Origin of the sequence: Roseburia sp. 499, assembly GCF_001940225.2 — a bacterium.
Taxonomy (GTDB): domain Bacteria; phylum Bacillota; class Clostridia; order Lachnospirales; family Lachnospiraceae; genus Petralouisia.
The window spans coordinates 2,055,952-2,079,718 of sequence record NZ_CP135164.1 but is presented as its reverse complement, the minus strand read 5'-3'; the positions used below and the strand labels follow the sequence as shown (position 1 = coordinate 2,079,718).

Annotated in this window: 27 protein-coding genes; 22 read left to right on the top strand and 5 right to left on the bottom strand. The window is 38.9% G+C overall.

The window, feature by feature from the left end:
• The first annotated feature begins 67 nt into the window (after positions 1-67).
• The 4 genes from BIV20_RS10280 (at position 68) to ychF (ending at position 5,631) form a co-directional block, all read left to right on the top strand.
• On the top strand, positions 68-1,981 hold the full coding sequence (locus BIV20_RS10280; RefSeq protein ID WP_075720649.1) for a hypothetical protein: 1,914 nt from the start codon (positions 68-70) through the stop codon (positions 1,979-1,981).
• Between the two features lie 14 nt (positions 1,982-1,995).
• The gene (locus tag BIV20_RS10275; protein WP_075720648.1) at positions 1,996-2,631 is read left to right on the top strand and encodes a hypothetical protein; all 636 of its coding nucleotides are present in this window, start codon (positions 1,996-1,998) and stop codon (positions 2,629-2,631) included.
• Between the two features lie 556 nt (positions 2,632-3,187).
• Positions 3,188-4,387 carry an ATP-binding protein gene (locus BIV20_RS10270; RefSeq protein ID WP_075720647.1) on the top strand — a complete coding sequence of 400 codons (1,200 nt, stop codon included), beginning with the start codon at positions 3,188-3,190 and terminating at the stop codon, positions 4,385-4,387.
• A 146-nt stretch (positions 4,388-4,533) separates the two neighbouring features.
• Positions 4,534-5,631: a redox-regulated ATPase YchF gene (ychF, locus tag BIV20_RS10265; protein WP_075720646.1), complete on the top strand. Its 1,098-nt coding sequence runs from the start codon at positions 4,534-4,536 to the stop codon at positions 5,629-5,631.
• Positions 5,632-5,703: 72 nt separating this feature from the next.
• On the opposite strand, the gene BIV20_RS10260 is transcribed toward ychF, so the two are convergent.
• Positions 5,704-6,570 (bottom strand): CPBP family intramembrane glutamic endopeptidase, encoded by an 867-nt coding sequence (locus BIV20_RS10260; protein WP_075720645.1) that lies wholly within the window; start codon positions 6,568-6,570, stop codon positions 5,704-5,706.
• A gap of 146 nt (positions 6,571-6,716) precedes the next feature.
• Positions 6,717-7,397 carry a DUF1836 domain-containing protein gene (locus tag BIV20_RS10255; protein WP_075720644.1) on the bottom strand — a complete coding sequence of 227 codons (681 nt, stop codon included), beginning with the start codon at positions 7,395-7,397 and terminating at the stop codon, positions 6,717-6,719.
• A 170-nt stretch (positions 7,398-7,567) separates the two neighbouring features.
• Here BIV20_RS10255 and pcrA point away from each other — a divergent pair, with 170 nt between their 5' ends.
• The 3 genes from pcrA to rlmD all read left to right on the top strand — a co-directional run bounded on the left by pcrA (position 7,568) and on the right by rlmD (position 11,673).
• Positions 7,568-9,817, top strand: coding sequence for a DNA helicase PcrA (pcrA, locus tag BIV20_RS10250; RefSeq protein ID WP_075720643.1), 2,250 nt, complete (start codon positions 7,568-7,570; stop codon positions 9,815-9,817).
• A gap of 103 nt (positions 9,818-9,920) precedes the next feature.
• Complete coding sequence (locus BIV20_RS10245; protein ID WP_083655213.1) at positions 9,921-10,175, top strand: hypothetical protein; 255 nt, start codon at positions 9,921-9,923, stop codon at positions 10,173-10,175.
• A 100-nt stretch (positions 10,176-10,275) separates the two neighbouring features.
• The gene (rlmD, locus tag BIV20_RS10240; RefSeq protein ID WP_075720641.1) at positions 10,276-11,673 is read left to right on the top strand and encodes a 23S rRNA (uracil(1939)-C(5))-methyltransferase RlmD; all 1,398 of its coding nucleotides are present in this window, start codon (positions 10,276-10,278) and stop codon (positions 11,671-11,673) included.
• Between the two features lie 79 nt (positions 11,674-11,752).
• Here the strand turns inward: rlmD and BIV20_RS10235 are convergent, their stop codons facing one another.
• Positions 11,753-12,655, bottom strand: coding sequence for a tyrosine-type recombinase/integrase (locus tag BIV20_RS10235; RefSeq protein ID WP_083655212.1), 903 nt, complete (start codon positions 12,653-12,655; stop codon positions 11,753-11,755).
• A 247-nt stretch (positions 12,656-12,902) separates the two neighbouring features.
• Here BIV20_RS10235 and BIV20_RS10230 point away from each other — a divergent pair, with 247 nt between their 5' ends.
• From BIV20_RS10230 to BIV20_RS10165, 14 genes are all read left to right on the top strand, one after another.
• Positions 12,903-13,901 carry a phage minor capsid protein gene (locus BIV20_RS10230; protein ID WP_075720639.1) on the top strand — a complete coding sequence of 333 codons (999 nt, stop codon included), beginning with the start codon at positions 12,903-12,905 and terminating at the stop codon, positions 13,899-13,901.
• Entirely contained in the window at positions 13,898-14,122 is a 225-nt protein-coding gene (locus BIV20_RS10225; RefSeq protein ID WP_075720638.1) for a hypothetical protein, read from the top strand. The genes BIV20_RS10230 and BIV20_RS10225 overlap by 4 nt, the downstream gene beginning before the upstream one ends.
• Before the next feature lie 70 nt (positions 14,123-14,192).
• Complete coding sequence (locus BIV20_RS10220; protein ID WP_242939846.1) at positions 14,193-14,474, top strand: ribosomal-processing cysteine protease Prp; 282 nt, start codon at positions 14,193-14,195, stop codon at positions 14,472-14,474.
• Positions 14,475-14,523: 49 nt separating this feature from the next.
• Entirely contained in the window at positions 14,524-15,135 is a 612-nt protein-coding gene (locus BIV20_RS10215; RefSeq protein WP_075720636.1) for a hypothetical protein, read from the top strand.
• A gap of 14 nt (positions 15,136-15,149) precedes the next feature.
• Entirely contained in the window at positions 15,150-15,521 is a 372-nt protein-coding gene (locus BIV20_RS10210) for a hypothetical protein (protein ID WP_242939820.1), read from the top strand.
• Positions 15,522-15,644: 123 nt separating this feature from the next.
• Positions 15,645-16,043 carry a hypothetical protein gene (locus BIV20_RS10205; RefSeq protein ID WP_330554291.1) on the top strand — a complete coding sequence of 133 codons (399 nt, stop codon included), beginning with the start codon at positions 15,645-15,647 and terminating at the stop codon, positions 16,041-16,043.
• Between the two features lie 12 nt (positions 16,044-16,055).
• The gene (locus BIV20_RS10200) at positions 16,056-16,445 is read left to right on the top strand and encodes a hypothetical protein (RefSeq protein ID WP_075720635.1); all 390 of its coding nucleotides are present in this window, start codon (positions 16,056-16,058) and stop codon (positions 16,443-16,445) included.
• A complete protein-coding gene (locus tag BIV20_RS10195; protein WP_242939844.1) occupies positions 16,378-16,758 on the top strand; it encodes a putative minor capsid protein in 381 nt (126 codons plus the stop codon). Before BIV20_RS10200 ends, BIV20_RS10195 begins: the two co-directional genes overlap by 68 nt.
• On the top strand, positions 16,743-17,642 hold the full coding sequence (locus tag BIV20_RS10190) for a phage tail protein (protein WP_075720633.1): 900 nt from the start codon (positions 16,743-16,745) through the stop codon (positions 17,640-17,642). The genes BIV20_RS10195 and BIV20_RS10190 overlap by 16 nt, the downstream gene beginning before the upstream one ends.
• Before the next feature lie 14 nt (positions 17,643-17,656).
• Positions 17,657-17,872, top strand: a complete 216-nt coding sequence (locus BIV20_RS10185; RefSeq protein ID WP_242939819.1) for a hypothetical protein — start codon at positions 17,657-17,659, stop codon at positions 17,870-17,872.
• The gene (locus BIV20_RS10180; RefSeq protein WP_242939818.1) at positions 17,872-19,143 is read left to right on the top strand and encodes a recombinase family protein; all 1,272 of its coding nucleotides are present in this window, start codon (positions 17,872-17,874) and stop codon (positions 19,141-19,143) included. Before BIV20_RS10185 ends, BIV20_RS10180 begins: the two co-directional genes overlap by 1 nt.
• Positions 19,128-20,702 (top strand): recombinase family protein, encoded by a 1,575-nt coding sequence (locus tag BIV20_RS10175; protein ID WP_075720631.1) that lies wholly within the window; start codon positions 19,128-19,130, stop codon positions 20,700-20,702. The genes BIV20_RS10180 and BIV20_RS10175 overlap by 16 nt, the downstream gene beginning before the upstream one ends.
• A 245-nt stretch (positions 20,703-20,947) precedes the next feature.
• Positions 20,948-21,778 carry a methyltransferase domain-containing protein gene (locus BIV20_RS10170; protein ID WP_083655179.1) on the top strand — a complete coding sequence of 277 codons (831 nt, stop codon included), beginning with the start codon at positions 20,948-20,950 and terminating at the stop codon, positions 21,776-21,778.
• Positions 21,779-21,926: 148 nt separating this feature from the next.
• Positions 21,927-22,130: a hypothetical protein gene (locus tag BIV20_RS10165; RefSeq protein WP_075720629.1), complete on the top strand. Its 204-nt coding sequence runs from the start codon at positions 21,927-21,929 to the stop codon at positions 22,128-22,130.
• Here the strand turns inward: BIV20_RS10165 and BIV20_RS10160 are convergent.
• Both BIV20_RS10160 and BIV20_RS10155 read right to left on the bottom strand, forming a co-directional pair.
• On the bottom strand, positions 22,127-23,020 hold the full coding sequence (locus tag BIV20_RS10160) for an IS3 family transposase (protein WP_143524533.1): 894 nt from the start codon (positions 23,018-23,020) through the stop codon (positions 22,127-22,129). The genes BIV20_RS10165 and BIV20_RS10160 overlap by 4 nt on opposite strands.
• Before the next feature lie 8 nt (positions 23,021-23,028).
• The gene (locus BIV20_RS10155) at positions 23,029-23,328 is read right to left on the bottom strand and encodes a transposase (protein ID WP_075720627.1); all 300 of its coding nucleotides are present in this window, start codon (positions 23,326-23,328) and stop codon (positions 23,029-23,031) included.
• 214 nt (positions 23,329-23,542) lie between these two features.
• Here BIV20_RS10155 and BIV20_RS10150 point away from each other — a divergent pair, with 214 nt between their 5' ends.
• Positions 23,543-23,746 (top strand): hypothetical protein, encoded by a 204-nt coding sequence (locus tag BIV20_RS10150; RefSeq protein WP_075720626.1) that lies wholly within the window; start codon positions 23,543-23,545, stop codon positions 23,744-23,746.
• Positions 23,747-23,767 lie beyond the last annotated feature (21 nt).

The following is a 23,767-nucleotide window of genomic DNA, read 5'->3' as shown; positions in this document are numbered from 1 at the left end:
GTCACCTATAAAAATGAGGGAGAGAATAGTAGAATTTTACTATATATTAGGTGGAGGAGGTAGACGAATGAGAAAACTAAAAAAGGTTATGGCGGTTCTGCTTGCCATGGTACTCATGATTGCAGGATTGTACGGGGGCAATCAATCAGTAAGAGCAGAGAATGTAACTAAGTCAACGCAAGTAAAAATTACAATTGCAGATGGTACAACCGTACCACAGAATTACGGGGTGGATTACACAGTGGTGCAAAATGATGAAGCACATACTGTGGTTGACGGTGCTCCAAGTGGACAAGTAACTACGAGTGATTACACCAATATTAACTTTACAGATATTGACGGTAGCTATAGTGTGAAAATTCAGGTTCAGTCAGGAGGCTTGGGAATTCGATTAAACGGAGCTGATGTGACAAATGAAGGCTGGTCAGAAGGAAAATATATTTTAATCACTGCACTTCAAAGTGAATATAATTTCGAATTGTTCCAGCAATCGCAAAATCCAGGAGGTAATGGCGGAAACAACAATGGAAATCAGACCTATAATATTGACTTCTCAGATGGAACAATTAACGGATCTGTGATTAGCTATACCATTGGGGAGTCAACGGTTACTGCTACTTTGCCTGATACAATCAATTTATCTAATAACGTGGCAAGCTTATCTGAAAATGATGAGATTACTTTAAGTGACAATTATAATGCAGAGACAATGCAGGTCCGCGTTTATGCAAGTGATGGATTTAGTACAACCTTAGCAGTAGAAAATGGAAAGACAAAGCTTGCAAATAAGCAAGGTGATGGTGGTTTACCAAATGATTTGAAACTTGTGGTAGAAGCTAAGAATAATGCCGGTGGTGGAAATGAACCGGGAGGAAATGAACCGGGGGGTAACGAACCGGGAGGAAATACATTTTCCGGTACCGTTTATTTTGTATGGCAAGGTATTGATGATAAATTGTGCATTCATAAATTTGAAAATCTAACATCTGGATGGACGGATGATACAACAAATTATTTCAATATTTCAGATGTGAAAGATGATAGCACAAATGAAGCATTTACAATGTCAGCAGCCAATACCGTATACTGGATGTGGGATAATGCGGAAGAATTTTTGCCAAATTATCAGACATATTCGTCTATGAAAGAAACATTGGAAGCGGATGAGAATACGAAAAGAAGTTATGCGATTGACCCTTGCGGGTTTGAAAATAGTGGAAGTTGCGTAGGAACTTACGGGGATCGTCAATTCCGTGCAGTTATTATTGATAATACCAAATATGAAGCAATTTCATTTAGCGCTGATGCTAATGATTATACATATTTTCCGGGTTGGTGGGATCCAATTCTCTTTACCAGTACGGTAGATATTAGCAATACGACAAAGGAAAATCCGGCTATTTATGAAGCTTTTGTTGAGGAACCAAACATTAAGTTTGCTACAGGTGCTAATTCTCTTGGTGCGATTACAAGTGTAACAGCGCTTGATGTGCCAAGTGGCGCAGTAAGTGTATCAGAGTCAAATGGTGAGTGGACAATCAATTATGCTAGTAACTTCTATGATCATGTCGTATTTGAAGTTAAGACTTCTACGGAAACATATTATGTTGAAATAGAGCGTGTTGCGATTCAGGTACATGACAATTTTGGACCTAATACGGAAGAGGAAGATGAAAAAATAATCTGTGAGATGTATTATCCAACTTCACAAAATGCATCTGACTACGATGTATATGCAACAATTTTCTATAGTGATGGAAGCAAGAAAATGCAGAAACTTACAGCAACTACAACGAATAATAATGGTGGTACCGGATTGTATTTTGCGGAATATGAGATTTCCTATACCGGTGATATGGTGGGAATTGCCTATAACGCAGTAGAAGCAGGTTCGTTGTCTGGTAATACCTTTGGAGGCGCATATTTGGGCTCTGGAACAGGTACTTACTATGATATTGATGCAAGAGAAATAAAATATTAGGAGGGCATGGAAGCATGAAAAAGAGATTTAAAGTATTCTTTATGGCATTTGCTCTCGTATGCATTCTCTGTATACAAAAGCAAACAGTATTTGCAGCTAATATTGTTACTGTAAGTGCAACGGGAAATAGTACTTCAGCAACTGTCAGTGGTACAGCAGAAAATGGGGTAACTGCAGTAGCGATTATGGTGTATGATAGCACAGGTACAAATCTTATTATTATGGAATCCGTATCAGTGAGGGATGATCATACATTCAATGATACAATTAATTTAGCTAGTGGAAGTTATCTGATTAAAGTCGCTGATTATGAAGGTGGTACTTATTCCGAGACTACGGTAACTGTTGCAGCAAGTAATACTCCTTCGGGCGAAAATGGGTCAGGTAGTGAAGGAGATAATCCGTCGAGTGGAAATGGGTCAGGCAATTCGGGAGTAAATTCGTCAACCAACAATAGCTCAGGTAATTCGAGTGCTAACACAACGGGTAGCAATAACGTGTCAGGTGGTAATGAATCAGTGAAAGCGGTGAAATCACCAAAAACAGGAGATACATTTTTCTATGAAGGATGTATGATTATGTTGTTTGTAGGAATCGGTTTGTCCGCTTGTGTAATATGTAACCAGAAGAAAAAAGCAAAATGTGATTAGTTGTAAATGGCATCAAATTAGCTCAGTAATGAGGTGCCCCCCCAAAAGTTAGACTTTTTAAGCGTAGCAGTTTTATTGGCTGTTACGCTGTTTTTAGTTTGCGCGCCATGGGCGCGCTCTAACGGGTACAAGTCCCGAACATGCCTAGGTAGTGGGAAATGTATAGCCGAACAGCAAGGGTGTCCAGCGTGAGGTGGAATCTGAAAGAAGTTGTAGGCAAACCTCTGGTCTGAAGAACAGAAATCACATATAAGGCTAAATTCTGGGAGATAAGTTATATCACAACAATCTCATTTGGACTAATCTCTATGTTAGATTACTACCTGTTAAGTTGATTGAACTGCCGTGTACCGAACGATACGCACGATGGTTAGTTTCAAAATTGGAAAAGTTCTTCAATTTGTGGCGCTTTTTATGTGTGATTTCAGAACTATTTCAAAAATAAAAATGTTTTGAAATTTCGAAAGTGACATATTGAATAACATGTAAGGGGGGTGGTATAATATGGTTAGTTTCAAAATTATAAAATAATTAAAGTTTCGAAAGCGGTGAGCGAATGAAGACAATTATTCGAGAAAGATATTTAGAAAGAATCAAGGCATTAAAAGATACTCCTGATATAAAAATTATAACTGGCATTAGACGTTCTGGAAAGTCAAATCTAATGCAAGTATATATAGATTATTTAAAAGAAAATTTCGAAGATGCAAATATTATCTTTATAGACTATATGGATTTGGATTTTGAAGAAATAAAGGAATACCATGCTTTGCACAAGTATGTGGAAGATAGATATGACAAAGATAAGAAAAATTATCTATTTGTTGATGAAGTACAACTATGTCCAAAGTTTGAATTGGCAATCAATAGTCTATATTCAAAAAACAAATATGATATTTATGTAACTGGATCCAATGCCTTCTTACTCAGTGCTGATCTAGCAACGCTGTTTACTGGAAGATATATTGAAATTCACATGTTCCCATTTAGTTTTAAGGAATACTGTGAATATTATAGTGAAGAAAATGATAAAGACAAATTGTTTGATGAGTATTTTATGAAAGGTGGTTTGGCAGGATCGTACGCATATAATACTGATTTGGATCGAACAACCTACATTAAAGAAGTATATGAGACTATTGTGAATAGAGATTTGGTGCAAAAGTATAATATACCGGACACACAAGTGCTTCGTCAACTGAGTGAGTTTTTGATGGATAATATCAGCAATTTGACATCACCGAACAGAGTGAGTGATATTTTGAAGGCAAATGAAGTGCCAACAAATCATGTAACAATAGGAAAGTATATTAAATATCTATGCACAGCATTTGTTTTCTACGATATCAAGAGATATGATATAAGGGGTAAGAAGTACTTGGAGACCTCAGATAAGTTCTATATGTGTGATACAGGAATGCGTTATGCCATATTAGGTAGCCGAAATATGGACTATGGACGTGTATATGAAAATATTGTATGTGTGGAACTTTTGCGTAGAGGTTATGAGGTTTATGTAGGAAAGCTTTATCAAAAGGAAATAGATTTTGTTGCTCAGTGTGGCAGTGAGAAGATATATATTCAAGTTAGCGATAATATTTCTAATCAGGAAACTTTTGAGAGAGAGTATTCTCCACTATTACAGGTAAAGGATGCCTACCCAAAGATGATCATTGCGAGAACAAAGCATCCGAAGTACACATATGAGGGAATTGAAGTATATGATATTGTGGAGTGGCTATTGGGGAAAGATTAAAAGAGTAACAGATATATCATCATTGAAAAATGAGCCTGTTTGTGATACACTTAGTGAGTTGTATTAGACTCTTTTCTGGTTAGAGAATGAGTGATAATATGGAAAAAGATTTAAAGGGAAAGAAACTTTAAAGGAGAACATATATTATGAAATTAGGAATCGTAGGATTACCAAACGTAGGAAAAAGTACGTTATTTAACTCATTAACAAAGGCAGGAGCAGAATCAGCAAACTATCCGTTCTGTACTATAGACCCGAATGTGGGAATCGTAACTGTTCCCGATGAGCGTCTGAAGAAGCTGGGAGATTTATATCATTCTAAGAAAGTAACACCTGCTGTTATCGAATTCGTGGATATTGCAGGTCTGGTAAAGGGTGCCAGCAAGGGAGAAGGTCTGGGAAATCAGTTCTTATCCAATATTCGTGAAGTGGATGCGATTGTACATGTGGTACGTTGTTTTGAAGACACTAATATTGTTCATGTTGATGGAAGCATCAATCCGGTACGAGATATCGAAACAATCAATTTAGAACTTGTTTTTTCTGATATTGAAATTCTGGAACGTAGAATTGCTAAGACCAGCAAGGGAGCAAGAATGGACAAGACTCTTGCAAAAGAGCTGAAGTTGTTAGAGAGAATTAAGGCACATCTGGAAAACGGACAGTTGGCAAAGACCTTTGAATTAGAAGACGAGGACGAAGAAGAGTGGTTCAAGGGATATAATCTTTTGACTGCAAAGCCGGTAATTTATGCTGCCAATGTATCAGAGGATGATTTAGCAGATGATGGGGCAAATAATTCTTTTGTTCAGGAAGTTCGTGAGAATGCAGAGAAGGAAGGTTGTGAAGTATTTGTCATCTGTGCTCAGATTGAGCAGGAAATTGCAGAGTTGGACGACGAAGAAAAAGCAATGTTCTTAGAAGAACTTGGCTTAAAAGAATCCGGTCTGGAGAAGTTAATCAAAGCAAGCTACAGTTTGTTGGGCTTAATTAGTTATCTTACTTCCGGCGAGGATGAGACAAGAGCATGGACCATTAAGAAAGGAACAAAGGCTCCGCAGGCAGCAGGAAAGATACATACAGACTTTGAACGTGGATTTATCCGTGCAGAGGTTGTGAATTATCAGGACTTATTGGATTGTGGTTCTATTGCAGCAGCCAAGGAAAAAGGTCTGGTAGGATTAGAAGGAAAAGAGTATGTCGTAAAAGACGGAGACGTGATTTTATTCCGTTTCAATGTATAAGAGCTTTGATTTGAAATAGTTTATGAAAGAATAGGCAGCATCCAATTCATCATTGGAGCTGCCTTGTTTTTCTTATATGGTATTTTCTTTCTTTTTCGCTCCGCTACTGTATAGATAAAAGCCAAGAAGAGTAATTGCCACAGTAAGCAGAAACATAAGAAACTGTAATATGACGGAGTTGCCGCTGTATAAGAAATTTTCGGGAACGAAAGTGCCCCAAATGTTAAATAACATATGGAACAAAATGGATAAGTAAATACTGTCACCTTTATAGCATACATAACCGCAGAATAGGCCTACTACAAAGGCATAAGTTCCCTGAACCACATTTGCATGGAAGACACCGAAAAGAAGTGCCTGAAAAATATTTGCAACCCAGAAAGGCATTGTCTTTTTCGCATAATGTAGTGTGACACCACGGAAAATAAGTTCTTCGCTGATTGGAGCAATGATAACGGAGTAGATAGCCAGAATTACAGATATATCTGTAAAGCCGACGTTTTCCATCAGGGATTCGTAAGTGTAATACCAGTTTGGATTAATAAGATATACCAGACCTACAATATAGGTGGACAAGTATTGTAGACCAACCATCAGTGCTAATACACCAACAAACATTTTTAGATTGATAATTTCTCCCGGTTTACGCTTTGGAACCTTTTTAGGAGCGAATTTTTTCCAGTACCAGAATCCAAGAGCGAGAGCCGCAATTACTGCATAAATAGCTGAAATCCAAATAGAAAAGTCTCCCATGATAGAATTCATAAGAGTAGACAGATAAAGTTCTATGTCAGATAACAATTCCGGATGTTCTGCAAGCAGAGAAAAAGATTTTACCACGACGGCTATAATCGAAACAATGAGTTGCAGACCAAATGCCAGTAAAAAAGGTAGAAGACAGAACAGGATACTGCCAATTTTTTTGAATACTTTCTTCATAATAATCGTTCCTTTCAAATAGATTGTTGTTTATTGTACTATTGTAACAGTACAATAATGTAAATGCAAGAGAGTTTGGGAAAAAAATAAATACAGCCAGCCCTGTGAACATAAGGTCAAGGCCGGTTGTATTTTAGTAAGGAATCTTATTCTGTATCCTTTTTATTTTCTTTAGATTTATTTTTTGAGTCAGACTTAGAATTAGCTTCTGAATCTTTTTTCTCACGTTCTGTAACTTTCAAGTCAATGAGCTTTTCAATTAACTGCTTTTTCACATATACATCGAAACTCAACATACAGATAAATGCAAATTGCTGTAAGTCATCTTTATCTTCTTTGGAAATATCTTCCGGGATGTCCTGGAAAGTCTGATGGCTGGTATTGTATTTTTTGGTAATATCCTTTTGAAGATTCAATACCTCGGCTTCTTCCAGACGAAATACTTCCGAGTAAATATCTTCCAGATTAAAATTCAAGTCAGAAGCAAAATACTTATCAGTGATAGGATTTAAAATCTCCTGAATGTCTCCGATACTCAAAATATTTTTAAAGTAGTAAATAAAAATAAGGGCAAGAAGATGTTCCTTAGAGTATTTCTTCTTTACCGGTGCCGGAAGCAGGTTGTTCTTCGCATAGTTGTTAATCATGGTTTTGGTAAGTACTTTATCTTCCGGATGTCGTTTAGATACAGCAAGCTGAGAATCCATAAAAGTAGTAACCTGGTCCATGTATAAATCTATATTTGGAAGGTCTTCCGGCTTTACGTAGTCGATGCGGGAAAGACTTTGTAATATGCTGTTGAGTAAATCTTTTGCGTCTATTGTCATTCGTTTCACCTCGACTTTTATTATATAGTATTAAAAACTAGATGACAAGTATTTTGTTGCTTTTCTCGAAAACGGTTGAAATCTCTATCACTATCCATTATAATAAACATATGTTTGATTTGAGAAACTCATTTATTGGGTTTCTCTAGTTTTTTGAGAGGATAAAAGATATGAGTATGTACGACACACTAAATTCCATGCAGCAGGAGGCTGTATTTCATACGGAGGGACCGGTACTGATTTTAGCAGGGGCAGGTTCCGGTAAGACCAGAGTGCTTACCCACCGAACCGTATATTTAATAGAAGAAAAGGGCGTAAACCCATATAATATTATGGCGATTACCTTTACAAATAAAGCAGCAGGTGAGATGCGAGAACGTATTGATGACCTGGTAGGATTTGGATCGGAAAGCATCTGGGTATCTACGTTCCATTCCACCTGTGTGAGAATTTTGAGACGTTATATCGACCGTTTAGGATATGATACCAATTTTACCATTTATGATACAGATGATCAGAAGACATTGATGAAGGATATCTGTAAAAGATTGCAGATTGATACCAAGATATATAAGGAAAAGAGTTTTATGGGCGTGATTTCTTCCGCTAAGGATGAACTGATTTCACCGGAGGAGTTTACCTTGCGTGCAGCAGGAGATTTTGCCAAGGAGAAACAGGCTGCCGTATATCGGGAATATCAGGCAGAACTTCGGAAGAATAATGCCTTAGACTTTGATGATTTGATTGTAAAGACGGTAGAACTGTTTCGGACGGATGCAGAAGTATTGGATTACTATCAGGAACGTTTTAAATACATTATGGTGGACGAGTATCAGGATACCAATACAGCTCAGTTCCAGTTGATTAAGTTACTAGCCGGAAAATATCAGAATCTGTGTGTAGTAGGTGATGATGACCAGTCTATTTACAAGTTCCGTGGTGCTAATATTAAAAATATTTTGAACTTTGAAGAAGTTTATCCAAATGCTAAGGTAATTAAGTTAGAGCAGAATTATCGTTCTACCAAGTCCATTTTGGATGCAGCAAATGGTGTCATTGCTAATAATGTAGGAAGAAAGTCAAAGGTACTTTGGACAGACAATGACGAAGGAGAAAAAATTAACTTTCAGCAGTTTGATACTGCCTATGAAGAAGCTGATTATGTTATAAAAGATATTCAGAAAAAAGTGAAAGAAGGCACTTACAATTATGGAGATTGCGCGATTCTTTATCGTACCAATGCACAATCCCGTTTGTTTGAAGAGCGTTTTGTGGTAAATAATACGCCATATAAGATTGTGGGCGGTGTAAATTTCTATGCCAGAAAGGAAATCAAGGATTTGCTGGCATATTTAAAAACCATTGATAATGGTCGGGATGACCTTGCAGTACGCAGAATTATCAATGTACCAAAGCGAGGAATAGGAGCAACCACATTATCTAGAGTTCAGACTTACGCAGAAGAAAACGGTTTAAGTTTTTATAATGCATTGAAGCTGGCAGAGGATATTCCGTCTATTGGAAAGGCAGGAGTAAAAATAAAGCCATTTGTGACTTTTATTCAGTCTATGCGCAGTAAGGTGGAATATTTGACTCCATCACAGTTGTTAAAGGATATTATTGAAGAAACCGGGTATGTGGCAGAGTTGGAAGCGGAAAATACAGAAGAAGCGCAGGCTCGTATTGAAAATATTGACGAATTAATCAGTAAAGTAGTTGCTTATGAAGAAGGCGAAGAGAATCCTACCTTAAGCGGATTTTTAGAAGAAGTAGCACTGGTTGCAGATATTGATGACCTTCAGGAAGGTAACGATTATGTGGTATTGATGACATTACATAGCGCAAAGGGGCTGGAATTCCCTAATGTATATCTGGTGGGAATGGAGGATGGTGTTTTCCCAAGTTATATGACTATTACCGCAGATGATCCGTCAGAAATTGAGGAAGAACGGCGTCTGTGCTATGTAGGAATTACCCGTGCCATGAAGGATTTGACAATTAGTTGTGCGAAACAACGTATGATTCGTGGAGAAACGCAATATAATAAAGTGTCAAGGTTTGTAAAAGAAATCCCAAGGAATCTTCTGACTGGAGCAGTACGGAATCCATCGGTGACAAAAACATTGTCAGAGGCGCCGACACAGTCTTTCCGCCAGGCAAATTCCAAGGTGAATCCAATATTCAGTACCAGAAATACCTATGAGACTAAGCCATATCAGAGTACTTCTTTTTCCAGTAACACTACCGGTAAGATTTCCTTGAGTTATGGAACCGGTGACCGTGTGAAGCATATGAAGTTTGGAGAAGGAACTGTAACTCAGATTGTAGAAGGTGGACGGGATTATGAGGTAACCGTAGACTTTGACAAGGTAGGAACGAAGAAGATGTTTGCATCCTTTGCAAAACTAAAAAAAGTATAAAATTTATAAAAATTGGTATGCGAACTTATAAAGATGTGGTATACTAGAAATAACTCAAATGTTGAAAATTTCAACAAATATAAATGGAAAAGGAGCGGTAATTATGAATAAGGAAAAAATTGACGAAATAATAAGTACAGTGAAATTAAATGATTTACTGCACAAAAAAGAAAAGGAAGAAAAAAAGTCTAAGACACTTTGGATATTTGCTATTATTGGTGGTGTAGCTGCTGTAGCAGCAATTGCATACGGCGTATACCGTTTCTTTACACCGGATTATTTAGACGATTTCGAAGATGACTTCGACGACGATTTTGAAGACGATTTCTTTGATGATGAGGATGAAACCGAAGAATAGAAAGTGAACGACCAGTAAGAAGCTCCCGTATTAGCTGATGCGGGAGCTTTTTCTACGGGAGTAGAATGTAGAACTGGAACAAGAGAAAATTGGAGGAACTATGAAAAAAGGACAGATTTGCGAAGGAATTGTAGAAAGGGTAGCGTTTCCAAACAAGGGAATTGTACGTTTAGAAGAAGGAAAGACAGCTGTAGTAAAGAATGTGATTCCCGGACAAAAGATATCTTTTTCCGTAAATAAGGTCAGAAAGGGGAAGGGCGAGGGCAGACTGTTAGAGGTATTGGAAAAATCACCATTGGAAATGGAACAGTCTCCATGCGAACATTTTGGAATTTGTGGTGGCTGTACATTTTTAAGCCTGGATTATGAGAATCAGTTAAAACTGAAGGAAAAGCAGGTAAAGGAGTTGTTAGAGCCAGTCTGTACACCTTACTATGATATTAATGAAGGAATTTTTGAAGGAATCAAGGGAAGTCCAAGACAGTTGGCTTATCGAAATAAGATGGAATTTTCTTTTGGAGATATGGTGAAGGATGGGCCCCTTTCTCTTGGAATGCATAAGAGAGGAAGCTTTCACGATATTGTGACGGTAACGGGATGCAAGATTGTAGATGAGGATTATTCTAAGATTTTGTCTGCGGTATTATCCTATTTTCAGGAAAAAGAGACGCCTTATTATCACAAGATGCGTCATATTGGATATCTGCGTCATCTTCTGGTGCGTAAAGCAGTAAAGACAGGAGAGATACTGGTGGATTTGGTAACTACCACACAGATAGCAGGAGAAGAAGAGCAGGAATTATTAAGAGGTTTTGTAGGGAAATTAGGAGCATTGGAATTGGATGGAACTCTAGTGGGAATTCTTAATACCCATAATGATAGTTTAGCAGATGCTGTTATCAATGAAGGAACAGAAGTATTGTACGGACAGGATTATTTTTATGAAGAACTTTTGGGACTTCGTTTCCGAATCTCGCCATTTTCCTTTTTCCAGACAAATTCTCTTGGTGCGGAAGTATTGTATGAGACTGCACGCGAGTATGTAGCGGATGCAGGCAATGGAAAAACAGTGTATGACCTGTATAGCGGAACAGGAACTATTGCTCAAATTTTAGCTCCGGTGGCAAAGAAGGTCATTGGTGTAGAGATTGTAGAAGAGGCAGTAGAAGCAGCAAGAGAAAATGCGGAACTGAATGGTTTAAATAACTGCGAGTTTTTAGCAGGAGATGTACTGAAGGTTCTGGATGAAATTGAGGAAAAGCCGGACTTTATTGTGTTAGACCCACCAAGAGATGGAATTCATCCGAAGGCATTGGAGAAGATTATTGCTTATGGTGTGGACAGGTTGGTGTATATTTCCTGTAAGCCTACCAGTTTGGCAAGAGATTTGGAAGTATTGCAGGCAAGAGGATATCGCGCAGAGCGGATTTGTTGCGTAGATATGTTTCCGGCGACGGCGAATATTGAAACCGTCTGCTTGCTAACGCTTGAAAAATAGGGAAAACTTATGTTTCAAAATATTAAATTTGGTAATTTGTCCACGATTTGTCCACGGTAAAAAAATCCGTGGACAAGTTTTATATTATTGAGACAGCTTTTTCGAATATTTCTACTGTCTCCTTCTGCATCTTCTCTGTGTCATGTGTATAAGTTTGTAAGGTAGTACTAACGTTGGAGTGCCCCAGCCTTGCTTGAACATCCTTAGGGTTAGCACCATTTTCTATCAACATGGTTGCGTGCGTGTGCCGGAGAGAGTGGTAGTCAAATTTCAATTTTAATTCATTGTGAATAACTCTTGCGCAGTATTTGAAAGAATCTGTACTTATGTATTCCCCATTTTCTCGTACACACACCATTTCTACTTTTTGAAGCGGAGAACGAAGTGTACGTTCCCCCGGCATGATCCTGTAGATTGTGTTGCCCTTTTCGTCAGTTTCTGGTGACAAATAGTGTTCTGTATAATATTCCCCATAGCGTAACCGGTTTTTCTGTTGACGTATTTTCTCAGATTTCAGTGCTTGGAATAATGTATTTCCGATTTTAATAGTTCGAATGGAACTTTTCGTTTTTGGAGTTCCGAAGTACCAAGCGGATTTTTCTTCCTTTTTCCCTTTTTGTTTTAGTACTTGGCGGACATCAACACCGTAATTGCGCTTTATCACTTGCTTATTTACGGTAAGCGTACTATTTTCAAAATCAATATTGTCCCATGTAAGCCCAAATGTCTCACTAATTCGCAATCCAGTATAATATCCAATCACAAGTGGAATGTAAAAATTACTACCTACCGGAAATCTGGTGATAATTCGTTGAAATTCTTCCGGGCGGATAACAGTTCTCTCTTTTGCAATTTTTTCAAACTGTGGAAGACGTATTCGGCTACACGGATTGTACTGTATATATTGCATCGGCTCTATTGCATAGTCAAGCGCAGCAGAGAGCGTAGACAGGATGTTGAAAAAAATTAGGTTTTTGTCCATAATGTCCACACTGTCCGCTTTTAATATAGTAATATGATATTAAGCCGAGTTGGGTAGACAAGGCGTACTACTCTTTACATTTTTTCGTATAGACTCCCCTTTATTACGAAAGGCACTGTGCTGAAAAGCATGGTGTCTTTTTGTATGGGGAAACAAAGCCGGGCGCATGAAACTTAGGGTGTCCGGTACCTCCCGTTAGGAACTAATTAAAATTTATATATAAACAAACAGATAGGAAGGTGGTGTTGTGGCAAATGAGGATAACTTAAAAGGGAAAGGTTTTGATAGTCGAACAACGGAAGAACGACGTGAACTGGCAAGGATGGGGGGGAAGGCATCTGGAGAAGCAAGAAGAAGAAAAGCAAACTTCCGAAAGACTTTAAATATGCTACTTACAGCAGAAGTAAATACAGAGATGACACCATTACTCAAAGAAGGGAAAATATTCTCTTTGGATAATACCAGCGGAGAAACAGAGGATTTATATGGAAAGAAGATTAATTATTATCCTTGGAGTTCTTCAAGCTATGGAAAACCGGATGGAATCCTAGGCATTAACTGCAGACATCATAAGTGGCCATTCGTTCCTGGAGTTAATATACAGAGATACTTCCCTGCGGATGACATGGAAGAAAATGATAGGTTGTACAAGGAAACACAGGTACAGAGGGCGCTGGAACGAGATGTTAGGAATCAGAAAAGAGAGTGCATGCTTTATGATGAAATTGGAGACAGTGAGGCTTTCGATGATGCTGCCGTTAAGCTAAAAGCAAAAGAAGAAAGGCTAAAACAATATGTAAATGGTCATGATGATTTGCATAGACGGAGAGACAGAGAACAGGTAGTAGGATTTAACAGAGGTGTTAGCGCAAGAGCAACCGCGGCAAATAATTTTGTTGAGAAGTACGGAAAAGTAAGATATAATGAAGACGGGACAGTAATTGTAACTGACCATTGGAATTCACGAGGTCATGTTTCCATTCCCAAGAACTATAAAAAGAATGCAATTATTGAAACAGAAGAAAAGAAAGCTGACCAGACACAGATTAACCGTACCTTTTATGACAATGAAGGTAGAATGTGCCAACAGATTCACTCTGGGGCTCATGTAAACCCGAAACAGCACCCATATGGTAAAAACGGAGAACACGCACATGATTACGAATGGGAAAATGGGAAAATTGTAAATCGTACTACTCGTGATTTGACGGAAAAGGAAAGAAAGGAGAATAGTGATATTTTATGAAAGCTAGTGAACTTAAGGAATTGATTTTATCTTTAACACAAGATGTCACATTTCAATATGCAGGAAAGTATGCGTGCATAAATCCTTGGAATCAAAATAAGATAGAGGTTGGATATGGAGATAATGTAAAAACATACAGTAATATTGAAGATGTGATGAAAGATAAGTTCTACAATGGGAAATCTCTTGATGAAATTTCTGAGGAACTAAATATTGATTAAATACCACTGGTCTTAATAGTTCAGTGGTATTTTTATACACATTTTTAAGGAGGTGGTTACATTGATTGTTGTGAGTGTAACAGAAAATTGTATTACAGTAGACGGTCATGCAGAATACGCAGAACCGGGAAAAGATATCGTGTGTGCCGCGGTATCGGTACTAGCGCAGAATCTGATTGAATCCTTAAAGGATTTAACAGGAGATTCCATTGAGTACCGGATGGTGCCTGGGCATATTGATATAAATTTTAAGAATCTGTCAGAGCGAGGAAAGCTCTTGGTTGATTCTTTTTTTATTGGCATAAATTCCATTTCGGAATCTTATGGCAGAGAATACGTGCAAATAAAATAGCATGGCGCCGTACGGGCGTTAAGCGGATTAGATTTAAGGAGGTACGATTATGAAGTACATGAACATGAAGAAGAAATACCAGACACTTGATTTACAGTTATTTGCAGAAGATAGCGGTGATGATGGTGCAGACGGAGACGATTCCGGAGAAGGTGACGACCAGGACGATGATGAATCGGACGAAGACGGAGAAGAGGAAAAGAAGTTTTCCCAAAAGGATGTTGACGAAGCCATTAAAAAGCGTATCGCAAGAGAACGTCGTAAATGGCAGAGAGAGCAACAGAAGAAAACGGGTAGTGAAGAAGAGCCCGGAGACGATGGCAAAAAAGAGGACAAGGAAAAGCAAGAGGCTATTAGCAAGGCTTCTCAGCTTGAAGTAAAGGTTGCATGTTATGAGGCTGATGTTGCAAAGGATGCAGTGGATGATGTAGCTGCTCTTGCACGTTCTTATATGGCAACTGATGAAGACCTTGATTTGGAAGATGCTATTGAAAAAGTAGTAAAGAAATATCCTCAGTTCAAAAAGGGTGCGCAGGACCCGTATGAAGAGGAAGAAGAACCAAGAAAAGCATGGGGCGAAAGACAGAAAGGCAAAGGAAAGAAAACTTCTGGAGTAGAAGACGCCTTTTTAAGGAAGAACCCCGGAATAAAGATTGATTAGGAAAGGATGATTTTATGTTTAAAATGAATTTGCAGTTATTTGCACATGCACACCAGGAGAGATGGTCTTCTCTTGTAGATGCAAAATTAAGACAGACCCTTGTTACCAGAGACAATTATATTTTTAATACCAACTACGAAGGAAGCCCAAAAGCTGGCAAGGTTAAAATTCCAGTAAGAGATACGGAAGTAACCGTAAAAGATTATGACAAAGCAAAGGGTGTAGACCTTGAGACTGGTACAACTACTTACATGGATTTAAATATCGACAGAGACAAGGCAGTAAATGAACTGATTGATGGATACGATGCCGCATCTGTTCCAGATAATCTTGTTGCTGACCGTTTGGATTCAGCCGGATATTCTATGGCACTTGCAATGGATTAGGATTCTATTGACTGTCTGGAAACGACTTCTGGAACAAATGTTGCAACAACCAAAACAGCAGCAACAGATACTACAGCATATAAAGAAGTTCTTGCCGCTAAGACCTATCTTGGCAGACAGGGCGTGCCAAAGGATGGAAGATGGTTGATTGTTTCTCCTGAGTTTGTGTCAACCCTTATGATGGATGACCACTTTATTCGTCAGGGGGATTTATCTCAGGAATTGAAAAATGCGGGTGCTGTTGGTTCCGTAGCCGGATTTGCGGTATTCGAATCAAACAACCTTGCTTTTGAAAATACGAAAATTACTTCCGGTAAAAAGACTACCACTGAGTTTATCGCAGGTCATCCGAACTGGTGCCACCGTGTGCAGGAATGGGCTGTAGATGTTCATTCTCAGGATTTGTCTGGTTCCGGTAATTATATTGGTGCTTCTGCTGTACAGGGTCGTAAGATTTGGGGTCGTAAGATTTCAAAGCCGCAGACTGTATACATTAAGCGTACAGAGGTTGCAGCGTCCTAAGGAGATGGTTAAATGTCTTATGTGACAGATGATTATTATAAGAATACATTCCACGGGGAGCCGGTAGATGATGCCGACTTCCCATCTCTTTCTGAAAGGGCATCAGAGATTGTGGAAGAAATGACCATGTATCGGGTGACATCGGTAACGATATTAGCCATGCCGGAAGAAGTGCAGGAAAGAGTAAAAAAAGCAGTGTGCGCCCAGATAGAGTATTTGAATGCTAATGGTGGAAGTGATATGGACAATGGAAATGACTTACAGAGTGCTAGTCTTGGTAAGTTTAATTATACCAAGGCATCTGGTACCAGTGAAAGTACACAACAGTCTATGTATGCTCCGCGTGCTATGCGCCTGCTTGCCCCTACAGGATTCCTTTATCGAGGGGGTGGCTGTTATTAAGGCAATACCTAAAAAACTCCTCATTCATACGGTCACTCATGCAAAAATCGATGATGACCGCTGGGGAGCCGAGACATTGAAAGATGAACAGAAGATTACTCATGTACGCATGGAGCCATCCGGTAAGGTGGTAAGGGATAAGAATAATGCAGAGGTTCAGCTTGCAGCCACACTTTTCTATGACAGTAGGAACAGCAGACCAAAGGACATTGAGTTTGCAGAGGATGACATTATTATTTTTAATGGACAAAAGCACAGTATGACAATTGCGAAGGTTTTAGGAATTTTATTGATGGCGTGTTGGAGAAGATAAAAGGTGCGATATCCGCTGCGTGGGAGGCTATAAAGACGGGCGTTACTACAGTATGGACAGCAATATCTACTTTCTTTACGACTACGCTTACTGCGATTTCTAATACTTTTTCTACGATATGGAATGCCATAAAGACAGCTGTTACCACAGTAATTAACGCAATAAAAACTGTAATTACTACGGTATGGAATGCAATTAGCACGGTTATCACAACTGTGATGAATACCATAAAAAATACCATCTCAAATCTTTGGAATGGAATCAAATCTACAATCACATCGATTGTTAATGGTATCAAGTCCACAGTAGGTAATGTGTTTAACAATATGCTGTCTGCAATTAAGAGTACCGTTGGAAATATTGCATCAGCTATAAAGTCAGGATTTCAGACAGCAATTAAATTTATCACATCACTTCCTTCACAGGCTTTGCAGTGGGGTAAGGATATGATTATGGGAATCGTAAATGGTATTAAATCGTGCATGAGTGCAGTAGGAAATGCTGTAAAAGGAGTGGCAGATAAGATTAAATCTTTCCTTCACTTCTCTGTGCCAGACGAGGGACCACTTACCGATTACGAGTCATGGATGCCAGACTTTATGGATGGACTAGCAAAAGGCATCAATAAGAGTAAGGCCGTTGTTGCCAAAGCGGTAGAGGGTGTTGCATCAGATATGATTATTAGTCCTGTGGCTAGTGTAAATCCATCTGATTTTGCTATCGAAAGAAGTAGCACTTCAAGTTCATCTGATACAGGTTCTGTTGCGGGTCCTTTGATTGAAATTAAGGAAATGACAGTACGAAATGATGATGACATTAAAAAGATATCGCAACAGCTATACAGACAGCTACAGCAAGGTAGACGCGCTAACGGATTTACTTAAAGGAGGATGAGACAGTGGGATTTACTTTTGATGGTATTACTTCAAAGAGTATGGGAATTGCCACAAGAATGACAACAGAAAATCGAATTCCAGACTTGAGAAATAACACTCTTACAATGGCTGGAAAAGACGGACTGCTTGACCTTGGGTGTGTGTTCTCCGAGCGTGTGATGCTGACGAAGGTATCACAGGAACATCCACAAAGAAAAGGGATGAGTTCAATCGATTGATGAAAGACTGCGATGCCGGGAAGATTGACCTTGTACTGGTAAAGTCCATCAGCCGATTCGCAAGAGATACGGTTGATACTCTTAATGCCACAAGGCATCTAAAAGATTTAGGAATTGATGTTTTCTTTGAGCGGGAAGGCATCCATTCCATGTCGGGCGAGGGAGAGTTGCTCCTTACACTTCTTGCTTCTTTTGCGCAGGCAGAGGCAGAGAGCATTTCTGCAAATGAGAAATGGTCAGTTCAAAAGAGATTTGAAAGAGGAGAACCAAACACGGGTATCCTTTGCTTTGGATATGATTGGAATCCTGAAACAAAGAGCCTTACCATCAACGAAGAGGAAGGTAAATGGGTCAAGTATATTTATGAACAGTATCTTGCCGGGGCTTCCATTAAAGGGCTAACCCTTGACCTAAAGGAAAAAGGTGTAAGGGGTAAGCGTGGAGATTTGATGGGAAGGACAACACTTCGCAGGATTCTTTCTACAGAAACCTATGTGGGAGATTTGCTTCTTCAAAGATATTTCTCCCCGGAAATCCATAAGCCAAAGCTGAACGAAGGTGAAATGGAGCAGATACTTGTATCGAATGCCCACGAACCGCTTGTTAGCAGAGAAGATTATGCGAAGGTTCAGGAAAGGCTAAATAGAAGGGCAAAGGCAGCAGACAACCACGGATATGAAAAGACTTTCTTTGCAGGACTTGTGAAATGCGGTAAGTGTGGGTATGCCTGTAACCATGTTCTTTATCATAGGCAACCTGCAGACAAGGCTTATATTGAATGTAACAAAAGAAAGACCAAGGAGTGTGATTTACTTCCCATCAGAGAGTTGGAGTTAAAAGGCATAATGGAGCAGATAGCCGGGTGCAGGGAGAATGTGGAGCGAATTACATTATTTGACGGACACATTGATTTCCTTATGAAGGACGGCACAGTAAAGAGTCACATTAGGAAATATTCGGGAGATGGATTTAACAAAACGCCATTTTCAAGAAAAATCTTCTGTGGATACTGTGGTTCGAGTATTGTGCGAATGGGTGGCAATAAAAGAAGAACCTGTTGGATGTGTAGTGTAAAGAAAACTGATAAAGCCGGATGTGAGCATGAACTTATGTCGGATGGAGAACTGTATGGTGCAGCCCAATCCATCCTCGGCACGGAAGAAAACTTGGATATGGAGATTTACTTACATATCGAGAAAACCATATCTTACAATGACAGAATCGAATTTTATATGAAGGAAGGAGGCAAAAAGGTATGGCAAAGACGATAACGAGAATCCCGGCATCGGTCAACAGATATACAGCAAAGCCAATAGCAGAGAAGACCAAGCGTAGAGTTGCTGGCTATGCCCGAGTTTCAACGGAGCATGAAGAACAGGCTACCAGCTATGAGGCTCAGATGGATTATTATACTAATTACATTACTTCCCGTGATGATTGGATTTTTGTCGGGATGTATTCTGATGAGGGTATTACAGCTACAAACACCAAAAGAAGAGAAGGCTTTAATCAGATGATTGAGGATGCCCTTGCCGGAAAGATAGACCTTATCATTACAAAGTCGGTCAGCCGATTTGCGAGAAATACCGTTGATTCCCTAACAACAGTCAGGGAACTGAAGGAAAAAGGTGTGGAGATTTATTTCGAGAAAGAGAATATTTGGACCCTTGATGCAAAAGGGGAGCTTCTTATTACGATAATGAGTTCCCTTGCACAGGAGGAATCCAGATCTATTTCAGAGAATACCACATGGGGAAAAAGAAAAATGTTCGCAGACGGAAGGGCAAGCATTGGATTTAAACATTTCCTTGGGTATGACAGAGGACCCGATGGCGAATTTATCATCAACGAAGAACAGGCAGTAACCGTCAGATATATTTACAAGCGCTATCTTGAGGGGTATTCCACATATAAGATTGCCTGTGAACTTACCGAAATGGGAGTGAAGACCCCTGCCGGGAAAGATAAATGGCATCCAAGTTCGGTGATGAGTATCCTTCAGAATGAAAAGTACAAAGGGGATGCCCTTCTGCAGAAGACATTTACAAAGGACTTCTTAACTCATAAGCTGGTAGTTAACAATGGCGAAGTACCACAGTACTATGTGGAAGGACACCATGAAGGCATTGTGACAGCCGACCAGTTCGACCAAGTTCAGGCAGAAATTTTAAGGCGAAAGGGTATGCAGAAATATAGTGGTGTGGGATTGTTTTCTTCCATAATAAGGTGTGGAGAATGTGGTTCTTGGTACGGTGCCAAGGTTTGGCATTCCAATGATAAGTACAGAAAGGTCATCTACAGATGCAATAACAAATATGCCGATGGTTGCAAGTGTAAAACACCACACATCAACGAGGATGAGTTAAAGAAATTGTTCATCAAGGCGGCCAACGAGTTATTTTCTGAAAGGGAAGAGATTCTTGCCAATACCAAAGTTATGATGGAAATGGTCTGTGAAACGGATTCCCTTGACAGGGATTTACAGGATAGCATCACAGAACTTAATATCATCTCGGAGCAGATGCAGATTGCCATTGCAGAGAACAGCCGGGTAGCATTAGACCAGGATGAGTATGAAAAACGCTATGCCGAACTTACGGCAAGGTATGAAAAGGCAAAAGCTAAGTATGATGACATCGCAGAGCAGATAGAAAGCAAGAAGGCGAAGAGAGAATTATTTAAAGGCTTCATTCGAACTTTGGAGAAGCAGGATGGCTTAATGGAAGATTTTGATGCCGGGATTTGGAGTAGCCTTGTGCAGGAAGTGATTGTTAAGACCAAGGATGATATAAGATTCATATTCAAGAACGGATTTGAAGTAAGAGTATAGAAATAGGATTTGATGGCACTCAGGCAGAAATGCTTGGGTGTCATTTTTTTGTGGTAGAAACATAACAGTTATTATGATATTATATTTTATTATATGAGCGAAAGTATATGCTCGCTAAAATTTGAATTTGAGGAGGTGATAAGATGACAGCATATATGAGATTAAGATAATACCGCGAGTTGTGTTGCGGTACATCCGTATTACATAACTCGCTTTCGGGCAAGAATGTAATAATGGAGGATGTCATGAATAAAATTATTAGATTTAATGACAGCGAAAAGCTTTTTCGTTGTCCAATATGTAAACGAAAGTTAAAGATGGTAGGCAATAGTTTGCTGTGTAGTAATAAGCATTGTTTCGATATTTCTAAATTAGGATATGTGAATTTTGCATTAAATCAAAAGCAATCTAAGCATTATAGCAGAACTTCTTTTGAAAGCAGAATGGATATTTTAGAAAAGGGATACTATTCACATATTCTTACGGAGATAACACATATATTGAGCAAGCTTGAAAACATAACAACTATTCTTGATGTCGGATGTGGTGAAGGATATTATTCTAGAAAAATCAAAGAACTATTTCAAGCAGATATAGTTGCTTTTGATATTTCAAAAGATGCCATTTCCCTTGCTTCAAAAAGAGACGGTAGTAAGTCTATAAAGTGGTTTGTGGGTGATTTGGAAAATATGCCAATTAGAGACCACTCAGTAGACTGTATACTGGACATATTTACACCAGCTAATTATTTGGAGTTCAATAGAGTTCTGACGGATAGCGGCTATATTGTAAAGGTTATTCCTGGGAATAAACATCTGATGGAGTTCAGAAACATTGCAAAAGAACATTTGAAAAATCAAGAGTATTCCAATGAGAATGTGATTAACTTATTCAAGAAGCAGTATTCTGTTATTTACCAAAAAAGAGTTTCAGAATCATATGAAATGCCGTTAGAGGATATTAAAATTTTTGCAGACATGACCCCACTGCTCTTCCATGTAGATAAAACTGAGATTGATTTCAAAAAGCTAAAAACTTTGACGATTGATGCAGAGATATTTGTGGGAAGTCTATAACGCTTGAAACTTTCAGTTTTATTAATTAAATAGTGACAAGTTTTATAAGCCGGCAGGAGTGGATCCAGTCGGCTTATTTTGGTTTACATAATATATTTTAGGTGTTAGAATGATAAAAAATTATTAGCACAGAAGGGGGAGTGTTAAGATGGCTAAGGAAATGAAGATAATTGCAGATAATATAGGAAAGGAAAAGTACGATGATTTCGTAAATGAATATTTGAAACAACTGGAATCCGAGAATGACATCACACTCTTCGGAAAAAGATATGGTAGCTATTATTATATGCATAAAGGGTTGGTCTTATGTCAAGATTTAGTACAAATTAAAATGAGAGGTTCCGCCAGCTAAGCAGCCGGCAGAACATTCACCCTTTCATACAGTTTTTCGAATTCGTCAGGGGACATATAGTCACAATGACTATGAATCCGGACGGTGTTATAGAAGGTTTCAATGTATTCAAAGACAAGCCTGTATGCATGGCTATAGTTTCTGATGTTGAACCTGTTTAGCCATTCTCTTTTAATCAAGGAATGGAAGGATTCAATACAAGCATTATCGTAAGGATAACCGCTATGAGAATAGCTTCGCTGCATTGATTCAGTGGCTTCACGCCAGGCATTTGAAACATACTGGCTGCCACGATCTGAATGTATTATCAAAGGTAAATCGGTATTACGACGAGCCTTAGCTTTATTAATGGTTTCAATAACAGTAGACACTTCCATGGTGTCCGCGAGAGTCCAGGCAATGATTTTCCTGGCAAATAAGTCCATAACGCAATTGAGGTAAACAAAGCCGTCTTGAGTCCAAATATATGTGATATCGGTGCACCAGACAGCGTTAGGACGTTCAGGGTTGAATTGCTCATCAAGGATGTTGAGAAGCTCATTGCTAAAATCAGAATCTCTGGTTGTAGTAGTCCAAGGCTTAATCCACTGAGCTTTAATGCCCATTTCACGCATGTATTTACCAACAGTGCGTTCAGCAATGGTTTCGCCGGATTTACGAAGTTCCCGGGTTATTTTAGGGGCGCCGTAATTCTGTTTAGAATCATTATAGATGGTCTGGATTTTCTTTTTCATAGCTTCCTTGCGCTGCCTGGTAGCAGAGACTGTTCGGTTAAGAAAAGAACGATATCCAGAGCGAGACACACCTAAAAATTTCAGCATTCCGGAAGTAGAGACGCGGTGTCCAGTAACTTTAGACGCCTCTACCTTTGCAGAAACTTCTGTATAGATAGCTTCCGTTAATCTTTCCCCAGAATGCTGATGGCTTTTTTTAATACATCAAGCGCATCCTGAGCATCACGGAGCTCACGTTTAAGACGAGCAATTTCCTTTGCTTCGTCTGATTCATAGTTACCTGATCCTCTTACTGGGATGTCACCATCACAGTCTCTGAATTGGGCTTCCCAGCGAGCCAGGGTACTGACTCCTATACCGAGATTCTTGGCTACTTCTGTTTGAGTTAAGTCGGGATGTTCCTTGCGATAGTTGATAGCATCCAACTTGAACTGCTTGGTGTGTTGTGGCTTTTTACGTGACATAATGAGTTCCTCCTCTTGTATTGATTATATAATACATTTAAGGGAATATCTCATTTTATTTTGTACTAATTAGATGCTAACACTAGGTTGGTTCATGAAATTAGATGGGAAGAAAGTCAGATAATTGAAGAAACCTATGAATCATGGTCGATTGAAGAGAAAAACTTTGTAATGAATATTTTAGATGATAGGATTTTTATTTAAGGAGAAAAGTATGGGAAAAGATATTAATGCAATTTTTGATACCGGAAGTTTCAATCGAATCGTGATGGGTGTTGTTACAGTAGCTTTACGAGAATCTGGATGTGGTGTTCATAAAAAAGCGGAAGTGTTATATGAGTGTCAACAAGCGTTAGACAATATGACTGCAGCCGAATTTGAAGAGGCATATCATGAATATCTTGTATCCGGGAAATGATGAATATGGTATAATATAATT